General features: G+C 74.9%; 21 protein-coding genes. 13 read left to right on the plus strand and 8 right to left on the minus strand.

Features of this window, described 5'->3' with window-relative positions:
• Positions 1-108: 108 nt before the first annotated feature.
• The 6 genes from NMK34_RS17430 (at position 109) to NMK34_RS17455 (ending at position 5,529) form a co-directional block, all read left to right on the plus strand.
• On the plus strand, positions 109-933 hold the full coding sequence (locus tag NMK34_RS17430; protein WP_396882588.1) for a BTAD domain-containing putative transcriptional regulator: 825 nt from the start codon (positions 109-111) through the stop codon (positions 931-933).
• A 62-nt stretch (positions 934-995) separates the two neighbouring features.
• On the plus strand, positions 996-1,343 hold the full coding sequence (locus NMK34_RS17435) for a TcmI family type II polyketide cyclase (protein ID WP_318334307.1): 348 nt from the start codon (positions 996-998) through the stop codon (positions 1,341-1,343).
• Positions 1,344-1,594: 251 nt separating this feature from the next.
• Positions 1,595-2,692: a helix-hairpin-helix domain-containing protein gene (locus NMK34_RS17440; RefSeq protein WP_318334308.1), complete on the plus strand. Its 1,098-nt coding sequence runs from the start codon at positions 1,595-1,597 to the stop codon at positions 2,690-2,692.
• Between the two features lie 183 nt (positions 2,693-2,875).
• Entirely contained in the window at positions 2,876-4,078 is a 1,203-nt protein-coding gene (locus NMK34_RS17445) for a low temperature requirement protein A (protein WP_318334309.1), read from the plus strand.
• Between the two features lie 108 nt (positions 4,079-4,186).
• Complete coding sequence (locus NMK34_RS17450; protein WP_013286658.1) at positions 4,187-4,393, plus strand: hypothetical protein; 207 nt, start codon at positions 4,187-4,189, stop codon at positions 4,391-4,393.
• Positions 4,394-4,569: 176 nt separating this feature from the next.
• Complete coding sequence (locus NMK34_RS17455; RefSeq protein WP_318334310.1) at positions 4,570-5,529, plus strand: TIGR03557 family F420-dependent LLM class oxidoreductase; 960 nt, start codon at positions 4,570-4,572, stop codon at positions 5,527-5,529.
• Between the two features lie 28 nt (positions 5,530-5,557).
• On the opposite strand, the gene NMK34_RS17460 is transcribed toward NMK34_RS17455, so the two are convergent.
• From NMK34_RS17460 to NMK34_RS17475, 4 genes are all read right to left on the minus strand, one after another.
• Positions 5,558-7,654: an amino acid transporter gene (locus NMK34_RS17460; RefSeq protein ID WP_318334311.1), complete on the minus strand. Its 2,097-nt coding sequence runs from the start codon at positions 7,652-7,654 to the stop codon at positions 5,558-5,560.
• 63 nt (positions 7,655-7,717) lie between these two features.
• Positions 7,718-8,155 (minus strand): hypothetical protein, encoded by a 438-nt coding sequence (locus NMK34_RS17465; protein ID WP_318334312.1) that lies wholly within the window; start codon positions 8,153-8,155, stop codon positions 7,718-7,720.
• A 95-nt stretch (positions 8,156-8,250) separates the two neighbouring features.
• Positions 8,251-9,021, minus strand: coding sequence for a DUF5995 family protein (locus tag NMK34_RS17470; protein ID WP_135240450.1), 771 nt, complete (start codon positions 9,019-9,021; stop codon positions 8,251-8,253).
• 117 nt (positions 9,022-9,138) lie between these two features.
• Positions 9,139-12,078 (minus strand): helix-turn-helix transcriptional regulator, encoded by a 2,940-nt coding sequence (locus NMK34_RS17475; protein ID WP_318334313.1) that lies wholly within the window; start codon positions 12,076-12,078, stop codon positions 9,139-9,141.
• Between the two features lie 268 nt (positions 12,079-12,346).
• Here NMK34_RS17475 and NMK34_RS17480 point away from each other — a divergent pair, with 268 nt between their 5' ends.
• Positions 12,347-14,428: an AAA family ATPase gene (locus tag NMK34_RS17480; protein ID WP_318334314.1), complete on the plus strand. Its 2,082-nt coding sequence runs from the start codon at positions 12,347-12,349 to the stop codon at positions 14,426-14,428.
• Between the two features lie 87 nt (positions 14,429-14,515).
• On the opposite strand, the gene paaI is transcribed toward NMK34_RS17480, so the two are convergent.
• Both paaI and paaK read right to left on the minus strand, forming a co-directional pair.
• Positions 14,516-14,959: a hydroxyphenylacetyl-CoA thioesterase PaaI gene (gene paaI / locus NMK34_RS17485; RefSeq protein WP_318334315.1), complete on the minus strand. Its 444-nt coding sequence runs from the start codon at positions 14,957-14,959 to the stop codon at positions 14,516-14,518.
• Positions 14,949-16,268 (minus strand): phenylacetate--CoA ligase PaaK, encoded by a 1,320-nt coding sequence (gene paaK, locus NMK34_RS17490; RefSeq protein WP_318336367.1) that lies wholly within the window; start codon positions 16,266-16,268, stop codon positions 14,949-14,951. Before paaK ends, paaI begins: the two co-directional genes overlap by 11 nt.
• A gap of 223 nt (positions 16,269-16,491) precedes the next feature.
• Here paaK and NMK34_RS17495 point away from each other — a divergent pair, with 223 nt between their 5' ends.
• Positions 16,492-16,974, plus strand: a complete 483-nt coding sequence (locus NMK34_RS17495) for a CrcB family protein (RefSeq protein ID WP_318336368.1) — start codon at positions 16,492-16,494, stop codon at positions 16,972-16,974.
• 22 nt (positions 16,975-16,996) lie between these two features.
• On the plus strand, positions 16,997-17,359 hold the full coding sequence (locus tag NMK34_RS17500) for a CrcB family protein (protein ID WP_318334316.1): 363 nt from the start codon (positions 16,997-16,999) through the stop codon (positions 17,357-17,359).
• A 17-nt stretch (positions 17,360-17,376) separates the two neighbouring features.
• On the opposite strand, the gene NMK34_RS17505 is transcribed toward NMK34_RS17500, so the two are convergent.
• Together NMK34_RS17505 and NMK34_RS17510 are read right to left on the minus strand one after the other, a co-directional pair.
• A complete protein-coding gene (locus tag NMK34_RS17505; RefSeq protein WP_318334317.1) occupies positions 17,377-17,709 on the minus strand; it encodes a hypothetical protein in 333 nt (110 codons plus the stop codon).
• 88 nt (positions 17,710-17,797) lie between these two features.
• Complete coding sequence (locus tag NMK34_RS17510) at positions 17,798-19,057, minus strand: MFS transporter (protein WP_318334318.1); 1,260 nt, start codon at positions 19,055-19,057, stop codon at positions 17,798-17,800.
• A 118-nt stretch (positions 19,058-19,175) separates the two neighbouring features.
• On the opposite strand from NMK34_RS17510, the gene NMK34_RS17515 reads away from it, so the two are divergent.
• The 4 genes from NMK34_RS17515 to NMK34_RS17530 all read left to right on the plus strand — a co-directional run bounded on the left by NMK34_RS17515 (position 19,176) and on the right by NMK34_RS17530 (position 22,335).
• Positions 19,176-20,165: a LacI family DNA-binding transcriptional regulator gene (locus tag NMK34_RS17515; RefSeq protein WP_318334319.1), complete on the plus strand. Its 990-nt coding sequence runs from the start codon at positions 19,176-19,178 to the stop codon at positions 20,163-20,165.
• Between the two features lie 249 nt (positions 20,166-20,414).
• Entirely contained in the window at positions 20,415-20,879 is a 465-nt protein-coding gene (locus NMK34_RS17520) for a nitroreductase family deazaflavin-dependent oxidoreductase (RefSeq protein WP_262011768.1), read from the plus strand.
• Positions 20,880-21,024: 145 nt separating this feature from the next.
• Positions 21,025-21,852: an LppM family (lipo)protein gene (locus NMK34_RS17525; RefSeq protein WP_318334320.1), complete on the plus strand. Its 828-nt coding sequence runs from the start codon at positions 21,025-21,027 to the stop codon at positions 21,850-21,852.
• Between the two features lie 138 nt (positions 21,853-21,990).
• A complete protein-coding gene (locus NMK34_RS17530; protein WP_013286675.1) occupies positions 21,991-22,335 on the plus strand; it encodes a hypothetical protein in 345 nt (114 codons plus the stop codon).

A 22,335-nucleotide genomic window follows, 5' to 3' on the forward strand; every position in this document is an offset into this window, starting at 1 on the left:
GGCGGAGGCGTTCCGACACCGGCGTCGCGGGCGGCGGTCCGGGCAACGCGAAACGGTCGGGACGAGGGTTCCGGTGCTGGGGGGTGCGCCGTGTCGGGTGGATCGAGAATGCCGACGGCGGGCGAACCCGCCCCACGGGTGTCACTGCACCTGCTGGGCGGCTTCCAGCTGCTGCACGACGACACGCCGGTGGTCGTACCCCGGGGGTTGCAGCGCGTCATCGCCCTGATCGGCCTGCGCCCGGCCGCGACCCGCAGCCACCTCGCCGGGCTGCTGTGGCCCGAGACGCCGGAGGAGCGGGCGCTGTCGTCGCTGCGGACCGCGCTGTGGCGGCTGCGGCAGGATCCGTGCTGCCCGCTGCGCACCGACGGCGACACCGTCCGCCTCGGACCGACGGTCCGCCTCGACGTGGACGACCTGGTGGAGACCGCGGCGCTGGTCCGCGAGGGCGCCGTCCCGCGCGGCGCCGCCGGCGCCGGACGTCACGACCTGCTCCCCGGCTGGTACGACGACTGGGTGCTGCTGGAACGCGAACGGCTGCGCCAGCTGCGCCTGCACATGCTGGAGGAGCTCGCCGGCAACCACCTCACCGCCGGGCGGCACGGCGAGGCGCTGGAGGCGGCGCTGGAGGCGATGGCCGCCGAACCGCTGCGGGAGACCCCGCACCGCCTGGTGGTCCGCATCCACCTGGCCGAGGGCAACGCGTTCGAGGCGGTCCACTCCTTCTACGTCTACCGCGATCTGCTGCTGCGCGAACTGCGCCTGGAACCGTCCCCGGCGATGACCGCGCTGCTCGACGACACCCTCGCGCCGATCCGCCGGGCCAGCCGCCCGGAGCCGCCACCGCGCCGCACGGACCGGACCGCCAAACCGGCGCCGCGCGCCCCCACCTCACCGTCCCCACCACCATCAATGCCCCGGGGTACGCGGTGACGGCGAGGTGACAGCGCGACCGGCACCGTGAAGCCAGCACCGCGGCGGCGAGAGGGGTCACGATGAGTCGACTGTTGGTGGTCAGCCGGATCGTGCCGGGCGCACAGGGACGGGTGGCGCAGATCTTCGCCGAGGCCGACGCCACCGAACTCCCCCACCTCACCGGCGTCCGGCACCGGTCGCTGTACTACCTGCACGACCTGTGCGTCCATCTGATGGAGACCGTCGACGTCGCCCCCGGCCTCACCGCGGAACTGCGCGACAACCCGCTCTACGAACAGGTGAACAAGCGGCTGTCCGCGCACACCTCCCCGTACCTGCCGACCTGGCACTCGCCCCGCGACGCCGTGGCCGGCTGCTTCTACAGCTGGGACTGTGCCGGCACCCCTGCGCCCGACCGGATCCACTGACCGGCCACGGGCGACGGACGGGACGCCCCGGAACCACGCACGGCACCCAGGTTCCGGGGCGTCTCCCTGCTCAGGGAGCGGCTCGGCCCGGGCTTCCGGCACACGCTCGGTCATCCTCCGGCCACCGGCCGACACCGCCGGTCCCACCGTCGTGCCCCGGCCCCGGGCTGCCTGTCGTGCGCCGCGCGCGTGTGCGAAGCTGCCCCGAGTCTTTCGCCACCGTCGTGCACGTACATAGAAGGAGGTTGGCCATGCCGTCGAGCTTCGGGCAGTGGCTGTTCGTGATACTGGCCCTGCTCATCGGATTCGGCGTCGGCTGGTTCTTCGTCGGCCGCCGCCGGTCCGGCACTCCGGCGACGCCCACGGTGGAGACCACCCCCGCGGTGACCGCCACCGTCGACGAGCCGCGCCCGGTCGCTGTGGTCGACGAGCCCCCGGCCGCAGCCACGGTGTCCGAGCAGCCCGCGCCCACCGAGACGGCGGCCGCCGAGCCGGCCGTCGCCACCGCCGCCCGCGCCGCCGACGAGTCGGAGACGTCGCCGGTCGTCGCCGAGCCGGTGTCCTCGCCGGCCGCGTCCGAGCCGGCCGCCGCCGAGCCGGTGTCGTCCCCCGCCGAGCCGGTCGCGGCGCCGGTGGCCGAGGTCGAGCCGGCCGCCGTGGACCGTCCGGTGGCCGAGCCGGTGCCGGCCTCCACGTCCGCCGGTACGGACGAGCCCGCCGGCACCCCGGCCTCCACCGATGTGGACGAGCCGGCCGCCTCTCCGGCGCTCGTCGCCGAGTCGGAGCCCTTCGCGGCGGAGCCGGAGCGCGCCCCCGTCGCCGTCCCGGCGCAGCCGACGCCCACCGACGAGCCGCAGGTGCCGGCGACGGCGTCGTCTGCTGATTCGGCCGCCGCGGAGGCGGCGCCCTCGCCGGTCGAGGCCGCCGAGCCGGTCGAGTCGTCCGAGCCCGCCAAGACGGTCGAGCCGGTCGCGGCCGCTACGACGGCCCCGACCGCAGAGACGGTGGAGACCACCGAGCCGGTCGAGGCCGTCGCCGCCGCGCCGGCCGTGGTGCCCGCGCCGCGGGCCTCGGTCGAGAACGACGTGGCTGCGGACGCGCCCGGGGACGCGGCGGACGACTTCCGGCGGATCCAGGGCATCGGGCCGAAGCTGGCCGCCGCCCTCCAGGACGCCGGGATCCGCACCTACCGGCAGCTCGCCGAGCTGGACGAGGCCGCGCTGCGGCAGACCGTGAAGGCCGCCGGCCTGCGCGCCGCACCCGGGCTGGCCACCTGGCCGCAGCAGGCCAAGGTGCTGGCGGGTGCCCCCGCCGACGCCGACCGGGTGCTGCCGGCGAGCGCCGAGTAGTCCGCATCCACATTCCGGGCCGGTGGTGACGATGGTCGCCACCGGCCCGGTGCCTTTCCCCACCCCGTCACCCCCGCCCGGGCCGGTATGCCGGAAAAGTGACCGCGGGCGGGCGGGCATGACTACGGTCGGTGAAGGGCCGGGACGGCCCGCCGCGCGTACCGCCACCCGCAGGAGCATCTCGTGCCCACCGCAGCGCCGGAGCCCGCCGGCCGGCGACCGCCGGTCCGCGATCCGGAGGCGCCGCGCCGGGTCACGCTGCTCGAACTCTTCTTCGACCTGGTCTACGTGGTCGCGCTCGCGTTGATCTCGCGCAACCTGATCAGCTCCTTGTCCTGGGAACGGGCCGCCGAGTCCCTGGTCATGCTGATGGCGCTCTGGTGGACCTGGGCGATCACCACGCTGGTCACCGACCTCTACGACCCGCAGCGCACCGAGATCAAGCTGCTGATCGTGGCGGTGATGTTCGGCGCGCTGCTGATGACCACCGCCATCCCGGAGGCGTTCGGCACCCGGGGGCTGGTGTTCGCCGGCACGTACGTGGCGATCCATCTCGGACGCGGCCTGTTCCTCATGCCCGCCGTACGGCGGCACCCGCAGAGCAACCGCCGGGCCCTGCGCATCTTCGCCTGGTTCGCCGTGTCGGCGGTGCCCTGGCTGGTCGGCGCGCTGGCCGCGCACGGCACCGCCCGGTTGTGGTTCTGGGCCGGCGCCCTGGCCATCGACTATCTGGGGTTCCGGCTGGCGTACCCGGTGCCCGGGCTGGGCGCGGTGCCCGACGCCCAGCGCAACGTGACCGCCGAGCACCTGTCCGAGCGGTACCAGCAGTTCTTCATCATCGCGCTCGGCGACGCCGTGCTGGTCGCGGGCACCGTGTTCAGCACGCACCACTCCGAGGCGGAGAACCTGGCCGCCTTCGCCACCGCGTTCGCCACCACGCTGCTGCTCTGGCGCATCTACGTGCACAAGTCCGGTGAGCTGCTGCCGCACGCCATCGCCCGGGCGGCCCAGCCGAGCCGGTTCCTCAACACCGCGCCGTACACCCATCTGCTGATGGTGGCCGGCGTGGTGACCACCGCGGCGGGCTTCGACCTGGTCCTGCTCGAACCGACCGGCCACACGCCGCCGGCCTGGCTGGCGGTGATCCTCGGCGGGCCGACGCTGTTCCTGATCGGCCGGGGCGCGTTCGAGTACGAGGTGTTCAGCCGGGTGTCGGCGTCCCGGCCCGGCGGGATACTGGCGCTGCTCACGATCGCCCCGGCCGGGTTGTTCCTCGCGCCGGTCTACGCCTTGGCCGGAGCGATGCTGGTGCTGGTCGGGGTGGCGTGCGCCGACTACCGCCGCAGCCGGGGCCGGCCGCCCGAGGAGCCGATGCCACCGCACTGAGGTAATCGGAATCGGCCGTGCCGGCACCGGTGCGCCGTTTGGCGGATCACCCGCACGGGGTACAAGGCCTCCACCTCGAATCCACCACAACCCCAGTGGAGGCAACTGATGCGCGGCACCTCGATAGTCGGCGTCCTGGTCGTCATCTGGCTCATCATCGGCGCCATCGCCGCCGGTCAGCGCGGCTACTACGGCAACGACGAAACCAACTGTGCGGAGGCGGGCACGATCCTGGTCACCATCGTGGCCGGCCCGCTGAACTACATCGGCGCCAACCCGAAGGTGGACTGCAAGCTTCCCGAGCCGTCGAAGTAGGCCACCACCCCGTACTCCCGGCCCGCGCCCGCTCGGCGAGCGCGGGCCGTTCCGTGTCCGCAGCGTGGACCGTCACCATCCCTACGGCGTCCTAGGAGGCTGGGTTTCGCCTGGTTTGCCGCCGGAACCGGTGGGAACGGCAGCGGTTCCGGCGACGACGGAACGGAGAACCGGGCATGCGCATCGGCTACAAGCTCGCCTCGGAGGCGTTCGGGCCCCAGGAACTCATCCGGCAGGCGGTCCGTGCGGAGGAGGCCGGCTTCGACTTCGTCGAGATGAGCGACCACTACCACCCCTGGCTGGAGGTGCAGGGGCACTCCTGCTTCACGTGGAGCGCGCTCGGTGCGATCGCCGCCCGCACCACCACCCTCGGCCTCGCCACCGGCGTCACCTGTCCGTCGGTCCGCTACCACCCGGCGATCGTCGCGCAGGCCGCCGCCACCATGGCGCTGATCTCCGACGGGCGGTTCACGCTCGGCGTGGGCGCCGGCGAACGGCTCAACGAACACGTCGTCGGGCAGGGGTTCCCCAGCGTCCGGGGGCGGCACGAGCGGCTGCGCGAGGCGCTGGAGATCATCCGGCTGCTCTGGCAGGGCGGCTACCGCTCGTACGGCGGCCGGCACCTGCAACTGGAGGACGCCCGCATCTGGGACCTGCCCGAGCAGCCGCCGGTGATCGCCGTGGCGGCGAGCGGCCGGGAGTCGGCAGGTCTCGCGGCCGAACTGGGCACCGGCCTGTTCGCCACCGAGCCGAAGTCGTCGATCGTCGACCAGTACCGCAACGCCGGTGGCCAGGGCCCCCGCTACGCCGAGGTGCCGATGGCCTGGGCCACCGACGAGGAGACGGCGGTCCGCGCGGCCCGGGAGACCAGCCGCTGGGCGATCACCGGCTGGAAGGTGATGAGCGAGCTGCCCAACCCGGTGAACTTCGACGCCGCCACCGCCTGGGTCGAGGACCACCACATCCGGCAGCAGTTCTCCGTCGGCCCGGACGCGGCGCCACATGTGGAGAAGGCGCGGACGTACGTCGAGGCCGGCTTCGACCACATCGTGCTGCAGAACGCCGGACCGGACCCGGACGGCTTCCTGGACTTCTGCGCCCGCGACCTGCTCGCCCGGGTCCGCGCGCTCGGCTAGTCCCGCTGCTCGGCCGGTCACTCGCGCGTCAGCCGCCGACGTGGATGCCGGGGCGGCGGGCCGGGTCCGGCTCGGACTTGCGGATGATCTCCCGCACCACCGGCGGGGTGTCGCCCCGGCCGAGGATGAGGTAGCGCAGCAGGTGCGCGATCGGGTTCCCCTCCGACCACTCGAAGTGGCAGTGCGGGCGCACCCCCGTCGCGTCCCGCAACGCCAGCAGGATCGCGGCTATCGCGTTCGGCGCGGCCGGGCTGCTCGCGCGCAGGATCCGGTAGCCACCGGACTCCACCCCGTGCACCCGCAGCACCTGGCTGAACTGGGACGGGTCGCTCACGTCGATCTCCAGGAACAGCACGTCGGCGGCGCCCGGGACCGGGTTCATCGACCGCTGCGCCCGTTCCTTGACCCGGTACTCCTTGACCGACCCGCGCTGCCGTTTGTTGGCGATCAGGTGCAGCCGCCCGTCCCGGGCCACCGACTCGTCGACGAAACGCCGGGCCGCCTCGTCGAACTCGATCCGCTCGGCGCGCAGCTCGGTGGTCCGGGTGACCCGGGAGATCAGCGACACCGCGACGATCCCGGCGATGAAGAACCCGGAGATGGTGATGCCGTCGGGCTTCGCCACCACATTCTCCACCAGCGCGTACAGCAGCACGGCGGTGAGCAGCGCGAAGCCGGCCGCGGCGGCGCGGCTGCGGGCGCGCACCGCCGCGATGGTCACCGCTATCGCGCCGGAGACCATCATCGCGAGGATGCCGGTGGCGTACGCGCCGGCCTGGGCGTTCACGTCGGCGGAGAAGGCGATCGTGATGGCGATGCTGATCGCGGTGTAGACCAGCACCACCGGGCGCACCGCCCGCCCCCACTCCGGCGCCATGCCGTACGACGGCAGGTAGCGGGGCACGATGTTGATCAGCCCGGCCATGGCGGAGGCACCGGCGAACCAGAGGATGAGCACGCTGCTGATGTCGTAGACGGTGCCGAACGCCTCGCCGAGGTGCTCGTGGGCGAGGAACGCCAGCGCCCGGCCGTTCGCCGGCCCGCCGGGGTCGAACGCCTCGGGCGGGATCAGCACGGTGGTCACGAACGTGGTGGCGATCAGGTAGACCGACATGATCAGCGCGGCGGCGGTGAGCAGGCGGCGGGTGTTGCGGATCCGGGCGTCCAGCCGCCGCTGTGCGTCCTCGCCCTCGCCGCGCACCAGCGGCATCATGCTCACCCCGGTCTCGAACCCGGACAGGCCGAGCACCAGCAGCGGGAACGCGAGCACGCTGGTGACCAGGACGTCGCCGGGCCCGCCGGCGTCGGTCAGCCGGCCGGTCCAGTCACCGAGCAGGCTCGGATCGGCGACGACCTCGGCCACCCCGGCGACCACCACCACCGCGTTCAACGCCAGGAACACCGCGACCAGCGGGATGGCGACCTGCACGGCCTCGCTGAACCCGAGCAGGAACACACCGCCGAGCACGAGCAGCAGCGCCACGGTGACCAGCACCGCCGCGGTGCCGCCGTGCGGGAACGACCCGGGCAGCACCGGGTTCTCCAGCAGGTGCACGCTGGCGTCGGCGGCGGACAGCGTGATCGTGATGATCCACGAGGTGGCGACGAAGCCGAGCAGCACCAGCACGAAGATCTTGCCGCGCCAGAACGGCAGCAGCCGCTCCAGCATCGCCACCGAACCCTGCCCGTGCGGGCTCTCCCGGGCCACCCGGCGGTACATCGGCAGCATCCCGAGCAGCGTCAGCGCCACGATCAGCAGCGTGGCCAGCGGGCTGAGCGCGCCGGCCGCCACGGCGGCGATGCCGGGCAGGTAGGACAGCGTGGAGAAGTAGTCGACGCCGGTCAGGCACATCACCTGCCACCACGGGTGGGACCGGGTCTGGTGCTCGCGGATCTCCGGGCCGACCGGCTCGACCCGGTGCGCGAACAACCACCGGTGCAGGCGGCCCGCCGGTGCCGCCGGCCGCGTCGGGGCCGCCACCCGTTCCGGCAACTCCGGCACGGTACGGCCGGCCCGCTCGGCGTGGTCGCCGTGCCGCCCGGCCCGGGCTGCCGCGGCCGCGTGCGCCTCCCGGCGCCGCTCCCGCGTACGCCGGGGCTGTTCCGGCTCCCCCGCCTGCCCCATCTGCTCCCCTTCGTCCCTATGAAGACGGTAGGGGTTGTCCCGGGCGCGGCCCGGCCGAACCGGTCAAAGATCCGGTCCTCGGGTCAGCGCGTCGCGCACCGCCGCCGGGTCGGCCACCGTCACGGTGACCGCCGGGTGCCGCAGCCAGGGGCCGGGGGCCAGCGCCGGCACCGGCTCGGCGAAGCGCAGGCAGAGCCCGCCGGCCACACTGGCGCCGAAGGTCACCCCGCCGTCGGCCGCCGACAGGTGCGGGCCGATCGCCCGCCACCAGCGGTACGGCCCGCTCACCTCGGCCCCGGTCACGTTGCCCGGTGTGGTGCGCAGCAGCCACGGGCCGAACCGGACGACGAGCGCGTCCGGGCCCCAGTCGAGCCAGGCCGTGGCGGGCCGGACGCCGAGCAGCGCCAGCGGCAGCCGGAACGCCGGGTCGAAGCGGAACGGGAAGCGGCGGACCGGGCCCGGCGGGAACGCCCCGGGGCCGGCCGGTTCGTCTGGTGGCACGGCGGCCACGTACCCGGTGCGGCGGGCCCGACACCCGCGGGCGGCGTTCCCGCGTCCCGCGCCCGGACGGCGGGACGCGGGAACCCCCGTCCCGGCTACTGCAGGAACGCCCCGAGGGGCGACAGCAGCAGCCGGCCGAGCAGCGCGGCGTTGTCGTCCAGCCGCGTCCGCTCACACTCGCGGGCGTCCGGGTCGTGCCGGCAGCGCCAGATCTTCTGCGCGTTGCGCCAGGCCACGTTCCGGGTGTACTCCACCAGTTCGCCCTGGTACCAGTCGTCGATCTCGCCGTTCACCATGTCGATCATGAGCTGCCAGTTGTCCAGGTAGCCACGGCGCAGGTCCGGGATCCGCTCGGCGAAGATCTTGTTGATCTCCAGGTAGTCGCGGTGCTGGTCACTGCCGTCGATCGGCTCGGACTCCAGGCTGTCGAACGTGGTCACCAGCGCGAACGGCAGGTCGTAGTTGATGTGCGCGTTGACGCCCGCGGCGGCCGACGGAAGCGGCCGGGCGTCCGGCCCGCGCATCCGCTTGAACAGGCACGACCACGCCTTCGGGGTGCTCGGGCTGGAGTCGGTCCAGAACCGCAGCGCCTCGAAGTAGCGGGCCGCGAACTCGACGTCCAGCCGCGCCAGGAACACCGGGTCGCAGAACCGGTCGTCGTACAGGCCGTCGAGGACGGTGCTGGTGATGACCAGGTAGAGCTTGTTGAAGTCGGCGAGCGGGCAGCTCTCCTCCAGCGGCGGCAGCCGGACCAGCAGATCCTGCAGCTTGGTCAGATGGTCCACGACCGCCGGCACGTCGGCGGGGTGGTCGGCGAGCAACCCGACGATGTCCTGGTGCACAGGACCCCAGACCGGTTCGGTCATCTCTCCTCCACCGCGCCCCCGGCGCCCCCACGACGCCACCACCCCTGTTCCGCGGGACAGCCTGCCAGGCGCCGTCCACCCGGCGGATCCGTCGAACGACGTATTGGCGACGTACGCCTACTCCGCGCCGTTGCGCAGGAAGATGGCGCTGGCCTGCACCCGCGTGCGTACCTGGAGCTTGTCGAAGATGTGCGAGACGTGGACGCCGATGGTCCGCTCGCTGATGAACAGCCGCTGGCCGATCTCCCGGTTGGTCAGCCCCTCGGCCACCGCGGCGAGCACCTCCCGCTCCCGCGCGGTGAGCGTCGCCAGCTCGTCCACCGCCGGTCCGGCGGGCGCCGCCGCCCGCTGCCGGGGCACCGGTGCGGGATCCGGCGCGGCGTCCAGGGGCACCCGGGCCCGCGAGGCGATGGTACGGATCTCCGCGGTCAGCGGCACCGCGCCGAGCGACTGGGCCATCGCGTACGCCCGGTGCAGCAGCTTGCCGGCGGTGGCCACCCGGCTGCGGCGGGCCAGCAGCGCCTCGGCCTGCCGCAACCGCGAGTACGCCGCCGGGTAGGGGTGGTTGCGCCGGTCCCACTCGAGCGCGGAACGCTCCCACAGCGCCGGGTCGCCACGGCCGTCGTCGAGCCGGCTCAGCTCGGCGTCGCAGAGCGCGAGGAACCCCTCGGCGACGTACCGCACCGGCGCGCCCGCCTTGGCGCTCTTGCCGGTCACCCGGTCGACCACCTCGCGCAGCCGGCGTACCGCGTTGGGGTCCACCTCGATCGTCCGGCCGGCCGCCGCCTCGGCCTCCGCGCGCAGCCCGTGCCAGGCCAGCGTGGCCAGCACGATCACGTCGTCGGAGCGGCTCTCGGTCAGACCCCGCTGCACCGCCTGCCGGGCCAGGTCGTGCCGGCCCTGCCACATGGCCAGGCCGGCGCGCAGGATGAGCATCGGCAGTACGTGCCGGGCTCCGCCGCCGGCCAGCACCGTCGCCACCGCCTCCAGGTCGCGGTCGGACGCCTCGACGTCGCCGTACCCGACGGAGAGCCGGCACCGGGCCAGCAGCAACTCGACCGCGTCGGCCCCGGAGGGACGGTGCCGCAGCGCGGCGGCGACCACCTTCTCCGCCTCGGCCCACTGCCCCACCCGGAACAGCCCGTTCGTCGCCACCGCCAGCAGCCGGGTCTCCCAGGTGCGGCCGAGCCCCAGCTCGGCGACCCGGTCGGCGCCCCGGCGGGCCACCACCACCCCCTCCTCGAGGATGTTCAGCGGCCCGGTGAGCAGCTCGGCCAGGTGCAGGTACGCGCAGGCCACGTCCTCCGGCCGGCCGGACCGTTCGGCGGTGTCCAGCGCCCGGCGCATCACCGCCAGCCCGGCGGCCGGATCCTCCAGGAACGCCTCGCTGAACCCGAGCGCGGCGCTGGCCATCACCACCTCGGAGGTGGTGCCGGGCACCTCGGCGGCGAGCGCGAGGGCCTCCCGGGCCTGGTCACCGGCCTCGGCGTAGCGGCCCAGGTGCAGCAGCAGCTCGGCCAGCCGGGCGGCGGCCGTGCACCGCTCCCGCGGCGTGCAGTCGGGCGAGTCCAGCACCTGCCGGTACTCCTGCTCGGCGGGGGCGGACCGGCCGGCCGCGGCCAGATAACGGGCCCGGCGGATGCGCAGCGCGCAGACCGGCGGGCCGGACGGGTCGTCGGCCAGCTCCTCCAGCAGCGTCAGGGCGCGGGCGTGCTCACCGCTGTGGTGCGCGGCCTCGGCGGCGTGGCTGAGCAGCTCGGCCCGGTCCACCTCGACCGGCTCGGGCCGTGCCCCGTCGGGCGGGACGGCGGCCGGCTCGGTGGCCAGGGTCAGCGCCGCGGACCAGTGGCGGTGCGCCTCGGCGTACCCGTGCAGCCGTTCCGCCTCGCGGGCCGCGGCCATCGCGGCGGGCAGCGCCCGGCCCGGCTCCCCGGCGTGCCGCCAGTGGTGGGCCAGCCGGGCCTGGTGCAGCTCGGCCGGTACGGCGGTGAGCGCCTCGGCGTAGCGGCGGTGCAGCGCGGCCCGCTCAGCGGGCAGCAGTTCGTGGGCCAGGACCTCGGCGACCAGCCGGTGCCGCAGCCGGTAGCCGTCGTCGGCGCCGACCAGCAGCCGGTGCGCGACCGCCTCCCGGACCGCGTCCAGCAGCTCGTCCTCGGGCAGCCGCACCACCTGGGCCAGCAGCCAGTGCTCGACCGGTTCGACGCCGACCGCCACCGCGTGCACCACCGCGTGCGCCGGCTGCGGCAGCGCGTCGACCCGGTCGAGGAACACCTCGCGCAGCGTGTCGGAGAGACCGTCGCGGCCGTCGCGCCGGTCGCGGGCCAGTTCCTCCACCACGAACGGGTTGCCCCCGCTGCGCTGCCAGAGCTGGTCGGCGGCCTCCGGCGGAAGCGGCGCACCGACCACGGCGGCGGCCAGCTCGTCGGTGGCGGACCGGTCCAGCGGCAGCAGGTCGATCACCCGTACCGAGCGCAGCCGGCGCAGCTCGGTGAGCACCCGGCGCAGCGGGTGCGCGCCGCGCAGCGACTCGGCCCGGATCGCCGCCAGCACGGAGAGCTGGAGGTCGCCGAGACCGGCCAGCAGGTAGAGCAGGAGCTGGCGGGTGCTGCGGTCGACCCACTGCAGATCGTCGAGGACGAGCACCAGCGGCCGTCCGCCGGCCACCACGTGCAGGCCCTGGGCGACGCGTTCCAGCAGCGCGCCGGCGCCGTCCGGGCCGGGGGTCTCCTCGTCGAAGACCTGCAACACACCGCGGATCGCCGAGGTGGTGCGCGCCTCGGACTGCTCGGCCTCGAGCCGGCGCAGCGCCTGCCGTACCGGGTGCAACGGCGAGGCGTCTCCGATGTCGAGGCAGGTGCCGGTGAGCACCAGCGCGCCGGTCTGCCGCAGCTGCTCGCCGACCTCGGTCAGCAGGCGGGTCTTGCCCACTCCGCTCTCTCCGGTGAGGAACACCGCGCCGGTCTGCCCGGGCCGAAGGTCGTCGTAGAGCGCCGACCGCAGCGTCGCCATGGTCCCGGTACGGCCGACGAGCGGTGCAGTGTCCACGTCGCTGGCCATGGAACGCAGCCTAGTCACAGGTTCCCGCACCGTTCTACGGCCTCCGGGCCGGACTCGTACCTCTCGCGTCGACTACACGACTAATGGTTGCGGGTGCCCGACATACGTCGTCCTACAGATCCCCCGAGAACCCGGTGGTGAAAGTCTGCGGAGGTCGTCGGGCACCGCTATCGGGGAAAGGGTGGGTGCGATGTTGATCACCACGCCCGTGGGGAGTCGGGAAGCCGTCATCGCGGCGTGCCGGCCGGTGCCCGAGGAACGACGGATCGTGACCGTCCTCTTCGTCGACATCGTCGGCTCGACCCGGCTGGTCGAGCGGCTCGACCCGGAGGACGTCCGCGCCCTGCAGCGCGCCTACTTCGGCACCGTCGCCTCGGTGCTGCGCCGCTGGCGGGGGGTGGTGGAGAAGTACGTCGGCGACGCGGTGATGGCGCTGTTCGGCGCGTCCGGTTCGGACGGTCTCGACGCGTACCGGGCGGTGCGGGCCGGGCTGGACATCCAGGCCGCGCTGGCGCGGCGGCGCCCGGCCGGCGTCCGGCTGAGCGTGCGGGTCGGCGTGGCGACCGGCGAGGTGCTGCTGGACCTGGCCGGGGTCCGCGACGGCGGCCACGGCGCGGCGAGCGGCGCGGTGATCACCACGGCGGCCCGTCTCCAGGAGCACGCGCCGCCCGGCGGGGTCGTGGTCTGCCCGGTCACCCGGGACGCGGTGGCCGGCCTGGTCGAGCAGCGTCCACTCGCCACCCTGACGCTCGCCGGCAAGACGCTTCCGCTGGACGTGTGGCGGGTGACCGGGCCCGCCGGGAGCCGGCCGGCCCGGCACCGCGTCCCGCTCGTGGGCCGCCGCCGGGAGCTGGCGAGCGCAGCCGACGAGGTGACCCGGGCGCTGCGTGAGCGGCGTCCCCGCTGGATCTCGCTGGTCGGCCCGCCGGGCAGTGGCCGCAGCCGGCTGCTGCACGAGGTGACCCGCGCCGTGTCGAGCGTGGACGGCGTGCCGGTGCGCCGGCGGGTGACGGCCTGCCCGCCGTACCCGTGCGGGGAGCTGGCGCCCCTGGCCGACCTGGTACGGCCCCGGCCGGACGCGGCGGGTGTGGACGGCCCGGGTGGCGTGCTGGCGGCGTTCCTCGCCGCGCCGGACGACGACACGCTGGCGGCCCGCGCCGTGGTCGCCTGCCGCGAGGCGCTGCTCAGCCTGGCCGCCGAGGCGCCGGTGGTGGTCGCGGTGGACGACCTGGACCGGGCCGCCCCGGCGCTGCGCCGGTTCCTGCACCAGCTCCACGTGGCGGCGGGTGAGCGGGGACTGCCGCTGGCGGTGGTCACCACCTGCGGATCCGGCTCGGCCGACCCGCTACCCGCGCCGGCGCGACGGATCCCGCTGGAACCGCTCGGCCCGCTGGACACCGGGCGGCTGCTGCGGCACCTGCTCGACCGGGCCGGGCGGCCGGCCGCGCTCGCCGCGCGGCTGGTGGCGCTCGTCGGCGGCAACCCGGCGGTCGCGACGGCGTACGCGGGCGCGGAACCGTCCGGCGTACCCGCCGCCGCGCGCCGCCTGGTGGACGCCCGGCTGGACCGGCTCGACGGTACGCACCGGGCGGCGCTGCTGGCCGCTGCCGCCTCCGGCGGTCCGGCCGGGGCCGCCGAGGTGGAGACGATGCTCGGCTGGCCCGCCGGCCGGGCCGAGCCGGTGCTGCGGGCGCTGGGCGCGGCGGGGCTGGTGTGCCCGGTCGCGGCGGGCGGCTGGGCGGTCGACGCGCTGGTGGCGCGGGTGGCCGCGCTGCGGCTGTCCCGTGCGGTACGGGCGGACTTCGCCCGCCGCCTGCGCGCCGCGAAGGACACCGCTGCCGGCCGTGTGCCGGGAGCGGAGACCGGCGTCCCGTCCCGGGGCGCCGGCGAGCGGGAGGTCTGCCCGCTCGGGGCGGGACGGTCGCGCCGGTCGGGTGGAGGGGCCCGACCGGCGCCCGTCCCGCCGGACCGGACCGATCCCCGCGACACGGTGCCCGGGCAGCCCGGCGCGCTTCGGGCGGTGCCCGGGCGGCCGGGGCAGCCGGTGCGTGCCGGACCGGCGCCCGCCGCGACACGGATCGTCCCGGGTGTCACGGCGTGGCCCGAGCAGCCGGGCGGCAGGTCGTCCGTCGTCGCGGCCTGGCCCCGGCAGCGGACCGGCGGCTCGTCGTCCGCAGACGCGGCATGGGCCGGAGAGCGGAGCGGTCCGTCGTCCGCAGTCGCGGCGTGGACCGATCCGTCACCAGTGGTCACGGGGTGGCAGGAACGGCGGACCGGTCCGCCCGGGCGGGTGGGCCGGAACCGGCGAAGAACCGAGCCCGGCGGACACGCGCTCGGGCTGGCGGCATGACGTCCGGGTCGGAGCGGGCACGGGGCCACTCCGGCCCGGACGTCACCGGACGCGCGTGTCAGCGGGCCGGCCGGCTGGTCGCGCTCGTCAGCGGCCCGGCTCGCCGGCCTGCGTGCCCGCCGGCTGGTCACGGACGATGGTGCGGCTGCGGCCCCGAAACTCGGCCACCACCTCGTCGCCGCGCCGCACCGTCACGTCGTAGATGCCGCTGCGGCCCTGCCGGACCCGTTCGGTGGCGTACGCCTCCAGCAGGTCGCCCTCGCGTACCGGGCGCAGGAAGCTGATCTCGCCGCCGGCCGCCACCGTCGCCGGGCCGTGGCTGTTGCACGCCAGCGCGAACGCGGTGTCGGCGAGCAGGAACACGAAGCCGCCGTGCCCGATCGCGTGCCCGTTGAGCATCGACGGGGTGACCCGCATCCGGGCCACCGCCGCGCCGTCACGGGCCGACACCAGCTCGATGCCCAGCCCTTTGGACGCCACGTCGGCGTCGAACATGTCGTGCGCCGCGGTGCGGCCGCCGTCACCACTCATCTCGGGACTCCCGCCGCTGGTCGACGATGCGGCGCATCTTGCCCATCGAGCGTTCCACCCCGTCCGGCTCGATGACCCGTACCGCCACCGAGACGCCGATGGTGTTCTTGACCTGCTCGACCAGCGTGGCGCCGGCCCGCTCGGCCTCGTCGGCGGCGGCGCCCGCGCGCCGCTCCACGTGCACGGTGAGCGTGTCGAGCCGGCCCCGCCGGTCGAGCACGCACTGGAAGTGCGGCGACAGGGCCGGGGTACGCAGGATCAGCTCCTCGATCTGCGTCGGGAAGACGTTCACCCCCCGCACGATCATCATGTCGTCGGTCCGCCCGGTGATCTTCTCGATCCGCCGCATCGGGCGGGCGGTACCGGGCAGCAGCCGGGTCAGGTCGCGGGTGCGGTAGCGGACCACCGGCATGGCCTCCTTGGTCAGCGAGGTCAGCACCAGCTCGCCCCGCTCCCCGTCGGGCAGCACCTCCTCGGTGACCGGATCGATGATCTCCGGGTAGAAGTGGTCCTCCCACAGGTGCAGGCCGTCCTTGGTCTCCACGCACTCGACCGCCACCCCCGGACCCATCACCTCGGACAGGCCGTAGATGTCCAGCGCGTGCATGTCGAGGCGCTGCTCCAGCTCGCGGCGCATGTCCTCGGTCCACGGCTCGGCGCCGAAGACGCCGACCCGCAGCGAGGTGGCACGCGGGTCGACGCCCTGGCGTTCCATCTCGTCCACGATGGCGAGCATGTAGCTCGGGGTCACCATGACGACCTCCGGTTCGAGGTCGCGGATCAGCATGACCTGACGCTCGGTCATGCCGCCGGAGACCGGGACGACGGTGCAGCCCAACTCCTCGGCGCCGTAGTGCGCGCCGAGCCCGCCGGTGAACAGCCCGTAGCCGTACGCGACGTGCACCCGGTCGCCGCGGCGGCCCCCGGCGGCGCGGATCGAGCGGGCCATGAGCTTCGCCCAGGTGTCGAGGTCGGCGCGGGTGTAGCCGACCACTGTGGGACGGCCGGTGGTGCCGGAGGAGGCGTGCAGCCGGGCGACCCGCTCGCGGGGCACCGCGAACATGCCGAACGGGTAGTTCTCCCGCAGCTCCGCCTTCGTGGTGAACGGGAAGCGCGCCAGGTCGGCCGGCTCACGCAGGTCGTCGGGGTGCGCGCCGAGGGCGTCGAACGCGTGCCGGTAGTGGGGCACGTCGTCGTACGCGTGCCGCAGCGAGTGCCGCAGCCGGTCCAGTTGCAGCGCGCGCAGCTCGTCGACGCCGATCCGCTCGACGGGATCCAGCTCGTCCGGACGGGGCGTGCGCTCCTCCACGGTGACCTCCTGGCACGACGGGCCCCGGACGCCGCGCGCCGGGCGCTGCGCCCACCGTACGCCCGCCACCCCCTCTCCCTTCCCCACCCCCCGCCCCCGCCCCCTCCCCCGCGATCTTGCACTTGCCGCCCCTCGGGTGTCCGCTTCGCGCGCTGTGCCGGGGCCGAAACCGCAAGATCGCCGAGAGCGGGGGGTGGGGGTGGGGTTATGCTCTCGGGTGCTGGTGGGAGGTGTCGTGTCGGATCCCCGGGTCGATCCGGATGTCGACCTGCGCGTACCGGCGGACCGGTCGGAACTGTCCGCGCACCCGGCGGCCGTGCTCGGCGTGATCGCCGCCGGTGGCGTGCTCGGCGCGCTGGCCCGGGCCGGCGCCCAGGCGGCGGTGCCGCACCAGCCCGGCGCGTTCCCGTGGGCCACGTTCGCCGTCAACGTCGTCGGGTGCCTGCTCATCGGCGTGCTGATGGCGGTGCTCGCCGTCCGCCCGGCCCACCCGCTGGCCCGCCCGTTCCTCGGGGTCGGCGTGCTCGGCGGGTTCACCACGTTCTCCGCGTACGCGGTCGACGCGCAGCGGCTGCTGACCGACGGCGCGGCCGGTACGGCGGGCGTCTACCTGGCCGCGACGGTGCTCGGCGCGCTGGCGGCGGTCGCCACCGGGGACACGGTGACCGCCCGGCTGCTGCCCGCCCGGGACGGGAGCCGACGGTGACCGCCCGGGACGGGAGGCGACGGTGACCGTTCTGCTGATCGCGCTCGGCGCCGCGATCGGCGCGCCGCTGCGCTACCTGACCGACCGGGCGGTCCAGGCCCGGCACGGCTCGCCGTTCCCCTGGGGGACGCTGACCGTCAACGTGGCCGGGTCGCTGCTGCTCGGCGGCCTGCTCGCGGCACCCGTCGACCCGGGCGTGACAGCGCTGGCCGGCACCGGCTTCTGCGGCGCGCTGACCACCTGGTCCACGCTGAGCTACGAGACGCTGCGCCTGGCCCGCACCGGGAAGCGTCGCCTCGCGTACGCGAATGCGGCGCTCAGTGTCGTAGCGGGCCTGGGCGCGGCGTTCCTGGGCTACGCCTGCGTCACCGCGCTGACCGCCTGACCGCGCCGGTCAGACGGTCAGCGGGCCCGGCGTTCCGGGTGGGCCCGGTTCCACGCGCGCATCCGCTCCGGGTAGCCGGTGCGGGCCGCCTCGTACAGCGGCACCGCGTGCTTCTGGGCGATCCGCCCGGCGACGCGGGGCGAGCCGGTACGGCGGCGGATCCACTCGCCGTCGTGCGCGATGGCGACGACTGTGGTGTCGGTGGCTGTGGTCTCCGGTTCCAGGTAGAACTCGACCCCGCGCCGGCTGGTGACGAACGCCTCCAGCTGCGCCAGGTCCTCCTTGGTCGCCTCGCGGTCGAGTTTCGTGGGCGTCGTCGGGTCGGCGGCCCGGCGGCTGAACCAGTCCATGCCCGCCTCCTCTCCTCGGCGTTCGCTCCAGTGCAGCACGCCCGCCTGGCAGGCGGCTGGGAGCGCGGTGGGAGTCGGCTGGACCTGCTCAGCCGACCTTCGCCGCCGGGGCGCCGGCCTGCGCGTCGGGCGCGGCGGGACGCTCCCGCAGCACCGGCACCAGCGCGAGCGTGGGCAGCAGGAGCAGCGGCACCACGCCGAGCGCGGACAGCACGCCGAAGTGGTCGCCGAGGAAGCCGAGCAGCGGCGGCCCGGCCAGGAAGGCGGTGTAGCCGATCACGGCGACCACGCTCACCCGGGCCGGGGCCTTGTCCTCGTCGTCGGCGGCGGCGCTCATCCCGACCGGGAAGCCGAGTGAGGCGCCGAGTCCCCACAGCGCGACGCCGGCCACGGCGAGCGGGCCGGAACCGGCCAGCACGGCGACTGCGGCGCCGGCGGACGCCGTCGCGATGGTCGCGTACAGCACCGGCACCCGCCCCCACCTGTCGATGGCGACGGTGCCGACGGTGCGGCCGAGCGTCATGCCCACCACGAACACGCCGAACACGGCGGCGCCCACGGCCTCGTCGACCCCGTACCCGTCCACGAACGCCACCGCGAGCCAGTCGTTGGCGCTGCCCTCGGTGAGCGCCATGACCAGCACGAGCAGCCCGACCAGCAGCGTGCGGGGCTCACGCCAGGCGGCCAGCAGCGCCCGCCGCCGGGCCGCCGGCTCCCCGTCGCCGGCCGCCTCGGCCGGCGCGGCGAGGAACGCCCGGGCGCCGAGCAGCGTGCCGGCCAGGACCAGCACGGACAGGACCGGCAGGTGCACCCCGACGGGTACGCCGAGCCGGGCGGCGCCGGCGCCCAGCCCGGCCCCGGCCACCGAGCCGAGACTCCAGGCGGCGTGGAACCGGGGCAGGATGGTGTAGCCGAGGCGCTTCTCCACCGCGGCGCCCTCGACGTTCATCGCCACGTCGCACATGCCGGAGCCGAAACCGAACGCGGCGAGCCCGAACCCGACGCCGACCACCGATCCGGCCAGGCCGGCGGCGAGACCGGCCCCGGTCAGGCCGAGCGTGACGAGCACCACCGACACGGCGACCGTGCGCGCGGGCCCGAGGCGCTGGGTGACCAGGCCGGCGGTCGGCATGGCCAGCAGCGAGCCAGCCGACACGCAGAGCAGCAGCAGCCCGAGCCGGCTCGGGCTGAGGTCGAGCGCCTCGCGGGCGGCCGGAACCCGGGAGAACCAGCTCGCCACCGCGAGCCCGTTGAGGGCGAAGACGACGGCGACGCCGTTGCGGGCGGTCAGCACCGCCCGGGGCGCCGGTGGCCGCTTCCCGGCCGGTGCGTCGATGGTCCTGCTCACGGTGCGGTGGTCCCTTCCCCGGTCTGGTTCCCGACGACAATCGCACACCTGAGAGCGCTACCACCACAAGCGCCGCCACCCCTTACCCCATCCCGGGCCGGAGGGGCATGATGCGGACATGGGAACGCCGACCGCACGCCCCGCCACGCTCGACGACGTGGCCCGCGACGCCGGGGTGTCCCGGGCCACCGCCTCCCGGGTGCTCGGCGGCTACGGGTTCACCTCGGCGGACGCCCGCGCCCGGGTGCACGCCGCCGCCGAGCGCCTCGGCTACGTACCGGACCTGGCGGCCCGGTCGCTGGTGCGCGGAGCAGGCGTACGCCTGGTGGTGGCGGTGGTGGGCCGCGACGACACGGTGCTGGACGACCCGTACGTGCACCGGGTGGTGGGCGCGTCGTCGCGGGTGGGCGCGCCGCACGGCATCGGGGTGGCGCTGGAGTGGCTGCCGCTGGCCGACCCGTCGGGGCTGACCCGGCTCGGCGCGGACCGGGGCGTGTGCGGGGTCATCCTGGTCAACACGACCCAGGCCGCGCTGGACGCGGTGCCGCCGAGGCTGCGCGGCCGCGTCGTCTCGATCGGTCAGGGCTCGCCGGCGGTGCCCTCGTTCGACGTCGACAACGCCGGCGGCGCGGGCGAGGTGCTGCGCCACCTGTACGCCACCGGCCGCCGCCGCATCGTCATGGTCACCGGGCCACGCTGGCTGAGCTGCGCCGAGCGCTCGGTGACCACGTACCGGGAGCTGATGCGGGAGTCGGGGTCGCCGGAGCGCCTGGTCACCGGCGACTTCACCGCCGCGCGGGGCGGCCGGGCGGCGCTGGAGGCGCTGCGCCGGTGGCCGGACGCCGACGCGGTCTACGCGGCCAGCGACGCCACCGCGTTCGGGGTGATCGCCGCGCTGCGCGGGCGCGGTGTGCGGGTGCCGCACGACGTGGCGGTGGCCGGGTTCGACGACCTGCCGTACGCCGCGATCAGCAGCCCGCCGCTGACCACCGCCACCCACCCGGTGGACCGGATCGCGGCCGCCGCGGCCACTGCCGTGCTGACGCGCGCGCCGGTCGCCCCGAGCACCGCGTTCCCGTCGACGCTTGTCGCCCGGGAGAGCGCCTGAGCGCCCGTCAGTGCCCGGCGGCGGCGAGCGCGTCGCCCGCCGCCGCCTGCCGGAGCGCCGTCGCGGCCCGGCTCGCGGTGGCTGTCATCGCTTCCCTTCCGGTCTGCGTACCTCATCCTGCGGCCCGCCGGGCCGCTCGGTGGCCGGGCACGCGGCGGTTCACGCTGCGATGGTCGCGTTCGGGCCGGTCGGCCCTGGCCGCCGCCGGGCGGACGTCCGTCAATGGGTACCGGGAGAGGGAGGGGTCCGATGGGCGGGGTCATGACGTGGATGTACCGGGGCGGCCGGCCGAACCGGCTGGCCCGGATGATGAACGCGCTGTCGGCGTGGCAGTACGGTGCCGGCCTGGCGCCGCGGCACTGGGTGACGATGGAGGTGCCGGGCCGTCGTACCGGCCGGACCGTTTCGGTGCCGATAGTGGTCGCCGACCTCGACGGCGAGCGGTACGTGGTGTCGATGCTGGGCGCGGGTGCCAACTGGGTGGCGAACGTGCGCGCCGCGGACGGCAGGGTGGTGCTGCGGCGCCGCCGCCGCGAGCCGGTGCGGCTGGTCGAGGTGCCGGTGGCGCAGCGGCCGGCGATCCTGCGGCGGCACCTGGCGCTCGCCCCCGGTGCCCGGGCGCACGTGCCGGTGGACCGGCACGCCCCGCTCGCCGAGTTCGCCCGGGTCGCCGCGGGCATCCCGGTGTTCCGGGTCGTGGCGGGCACCGGATGAGAACACTCGGACACAAAATTCCAGAATATCGAGCGCGACGGTTTCCCGGGGTCGGCCGAATGGGAGAGACGGCCGGTAAGATCGGCGACACGAAGGCGGCTGATCGCTGACTGTCGCGCCCGCGGCGGGCGCTCACACTTGCCGCATGAATACGAGACTCCGCCGCAGCCGGGCATTCGGACTCGCGGTGTGTCTCGCCCTCGTGGCGATATTGAGCGGCTGCATGCAGCTCAACCTCGGGCTGACCGTGAACGACGACGACACGGTCTCCGGTCAGCTCCTGCTCACCGCGCCGAAGTCCGTGCTCAAGCAGCGGAACCCGGACCCGGCGGTGGCGTTCGCCGAACTGCGGCCGAACATTCCCTCACTTCCGCCCGGGGCGGAGACCCGGTACGAGGACGCCACCTCGTACGGCATTCAGATCACGTACCGGAAAACGCCGCTGGCGCAATTCACGAGCGAAAGCGTGAATCTTGTCCGGGACGAGGATCTCATTCGCTTCTCGCTCCCGCTGGACCCGAAGAAATACGGCGGCAAGTTCGGGCAGCAGGATCCACGCCAGCAACAGGCGTTCATGACCTTGATGGAGTTCGAGATCTCGGTGACGTTCCCCGGCCGGGTGCTCGACACCAACGGCACCATCACCGGACGCTCGGTGAGCTGGAAGGTGGTCGCCAACCAGCCCAAGCCGGCCGAGTTGCGCGCCGTCGCCCAGGCGCCCCCGCCGCCCGCCACCAGCCCGGCGGCAGTGGTGACCGGTGACGGTTCCTTCCCCTGGCTGCCGGTCGTCGCCGGCGCGGTCGTCCTGTTGCTCGTCGTCGCCGTGGTGGTGGTGCTCCTGCTGCGGCGCCGACGCTCCCGCGGCGGCCCGGACGCGACGGCCACCACCGACCCGGGCGTCACCGCCGGCCCGGCACCTGCCGCCACCACAGGCCCGGCCGCACCGGCGCCACCCGCAGGTCCGCCCGCCTGAGACCCGCCGACCACCGACGGCGCCCGCGCCGGCGGCCCACCAGCACACCGGGCGGAATCCGGGTCCAGTGAACCCGGACGCCGCCGCACCACTCCACCCCGACCGCACCACCGCACCATCGAAAAGAGGGGGATCGCCGTGAACGATCTCTTCACCTGGGCCGCCCTGGGCAGCCTCACCGGTGCCAGCGCCGCCACCCTGCTCGCCACGAACGTCATCGGCGGGCTGATCGGACCGAGCGGCGACAAGGCGCGCAAGTGGATCGCGCTGGGCGTCGCGCTCCTGCTGTCCTACCTGACCGCCGCGTTCGCCGACGACGCCGGCCCGGAAAAGTGGATCATCGCGTTCTTCAACGGCCTGGTGATCTTCTCGGCCGCGCTCGGCGTCAACCAGCTCCCCCCTGGCAACCGGCAGGCGACGCAGGCGTCGCCGACCCAGCTCGCACAGGGGCAGGAGCCCCGCTTCGTCCGCTCCTGGGTCTGA

It is taken from the genome of Micromonospora sp. BRA006-A (assembly GCF_033433935.1).
Classification (GTDB): domain Bacteria; phylum Actinomycetota; class Actinomycetes; order Mycobacteriales; family Micromonosporaceae; genus Micromonospora; species Micromonospora aurantiaca.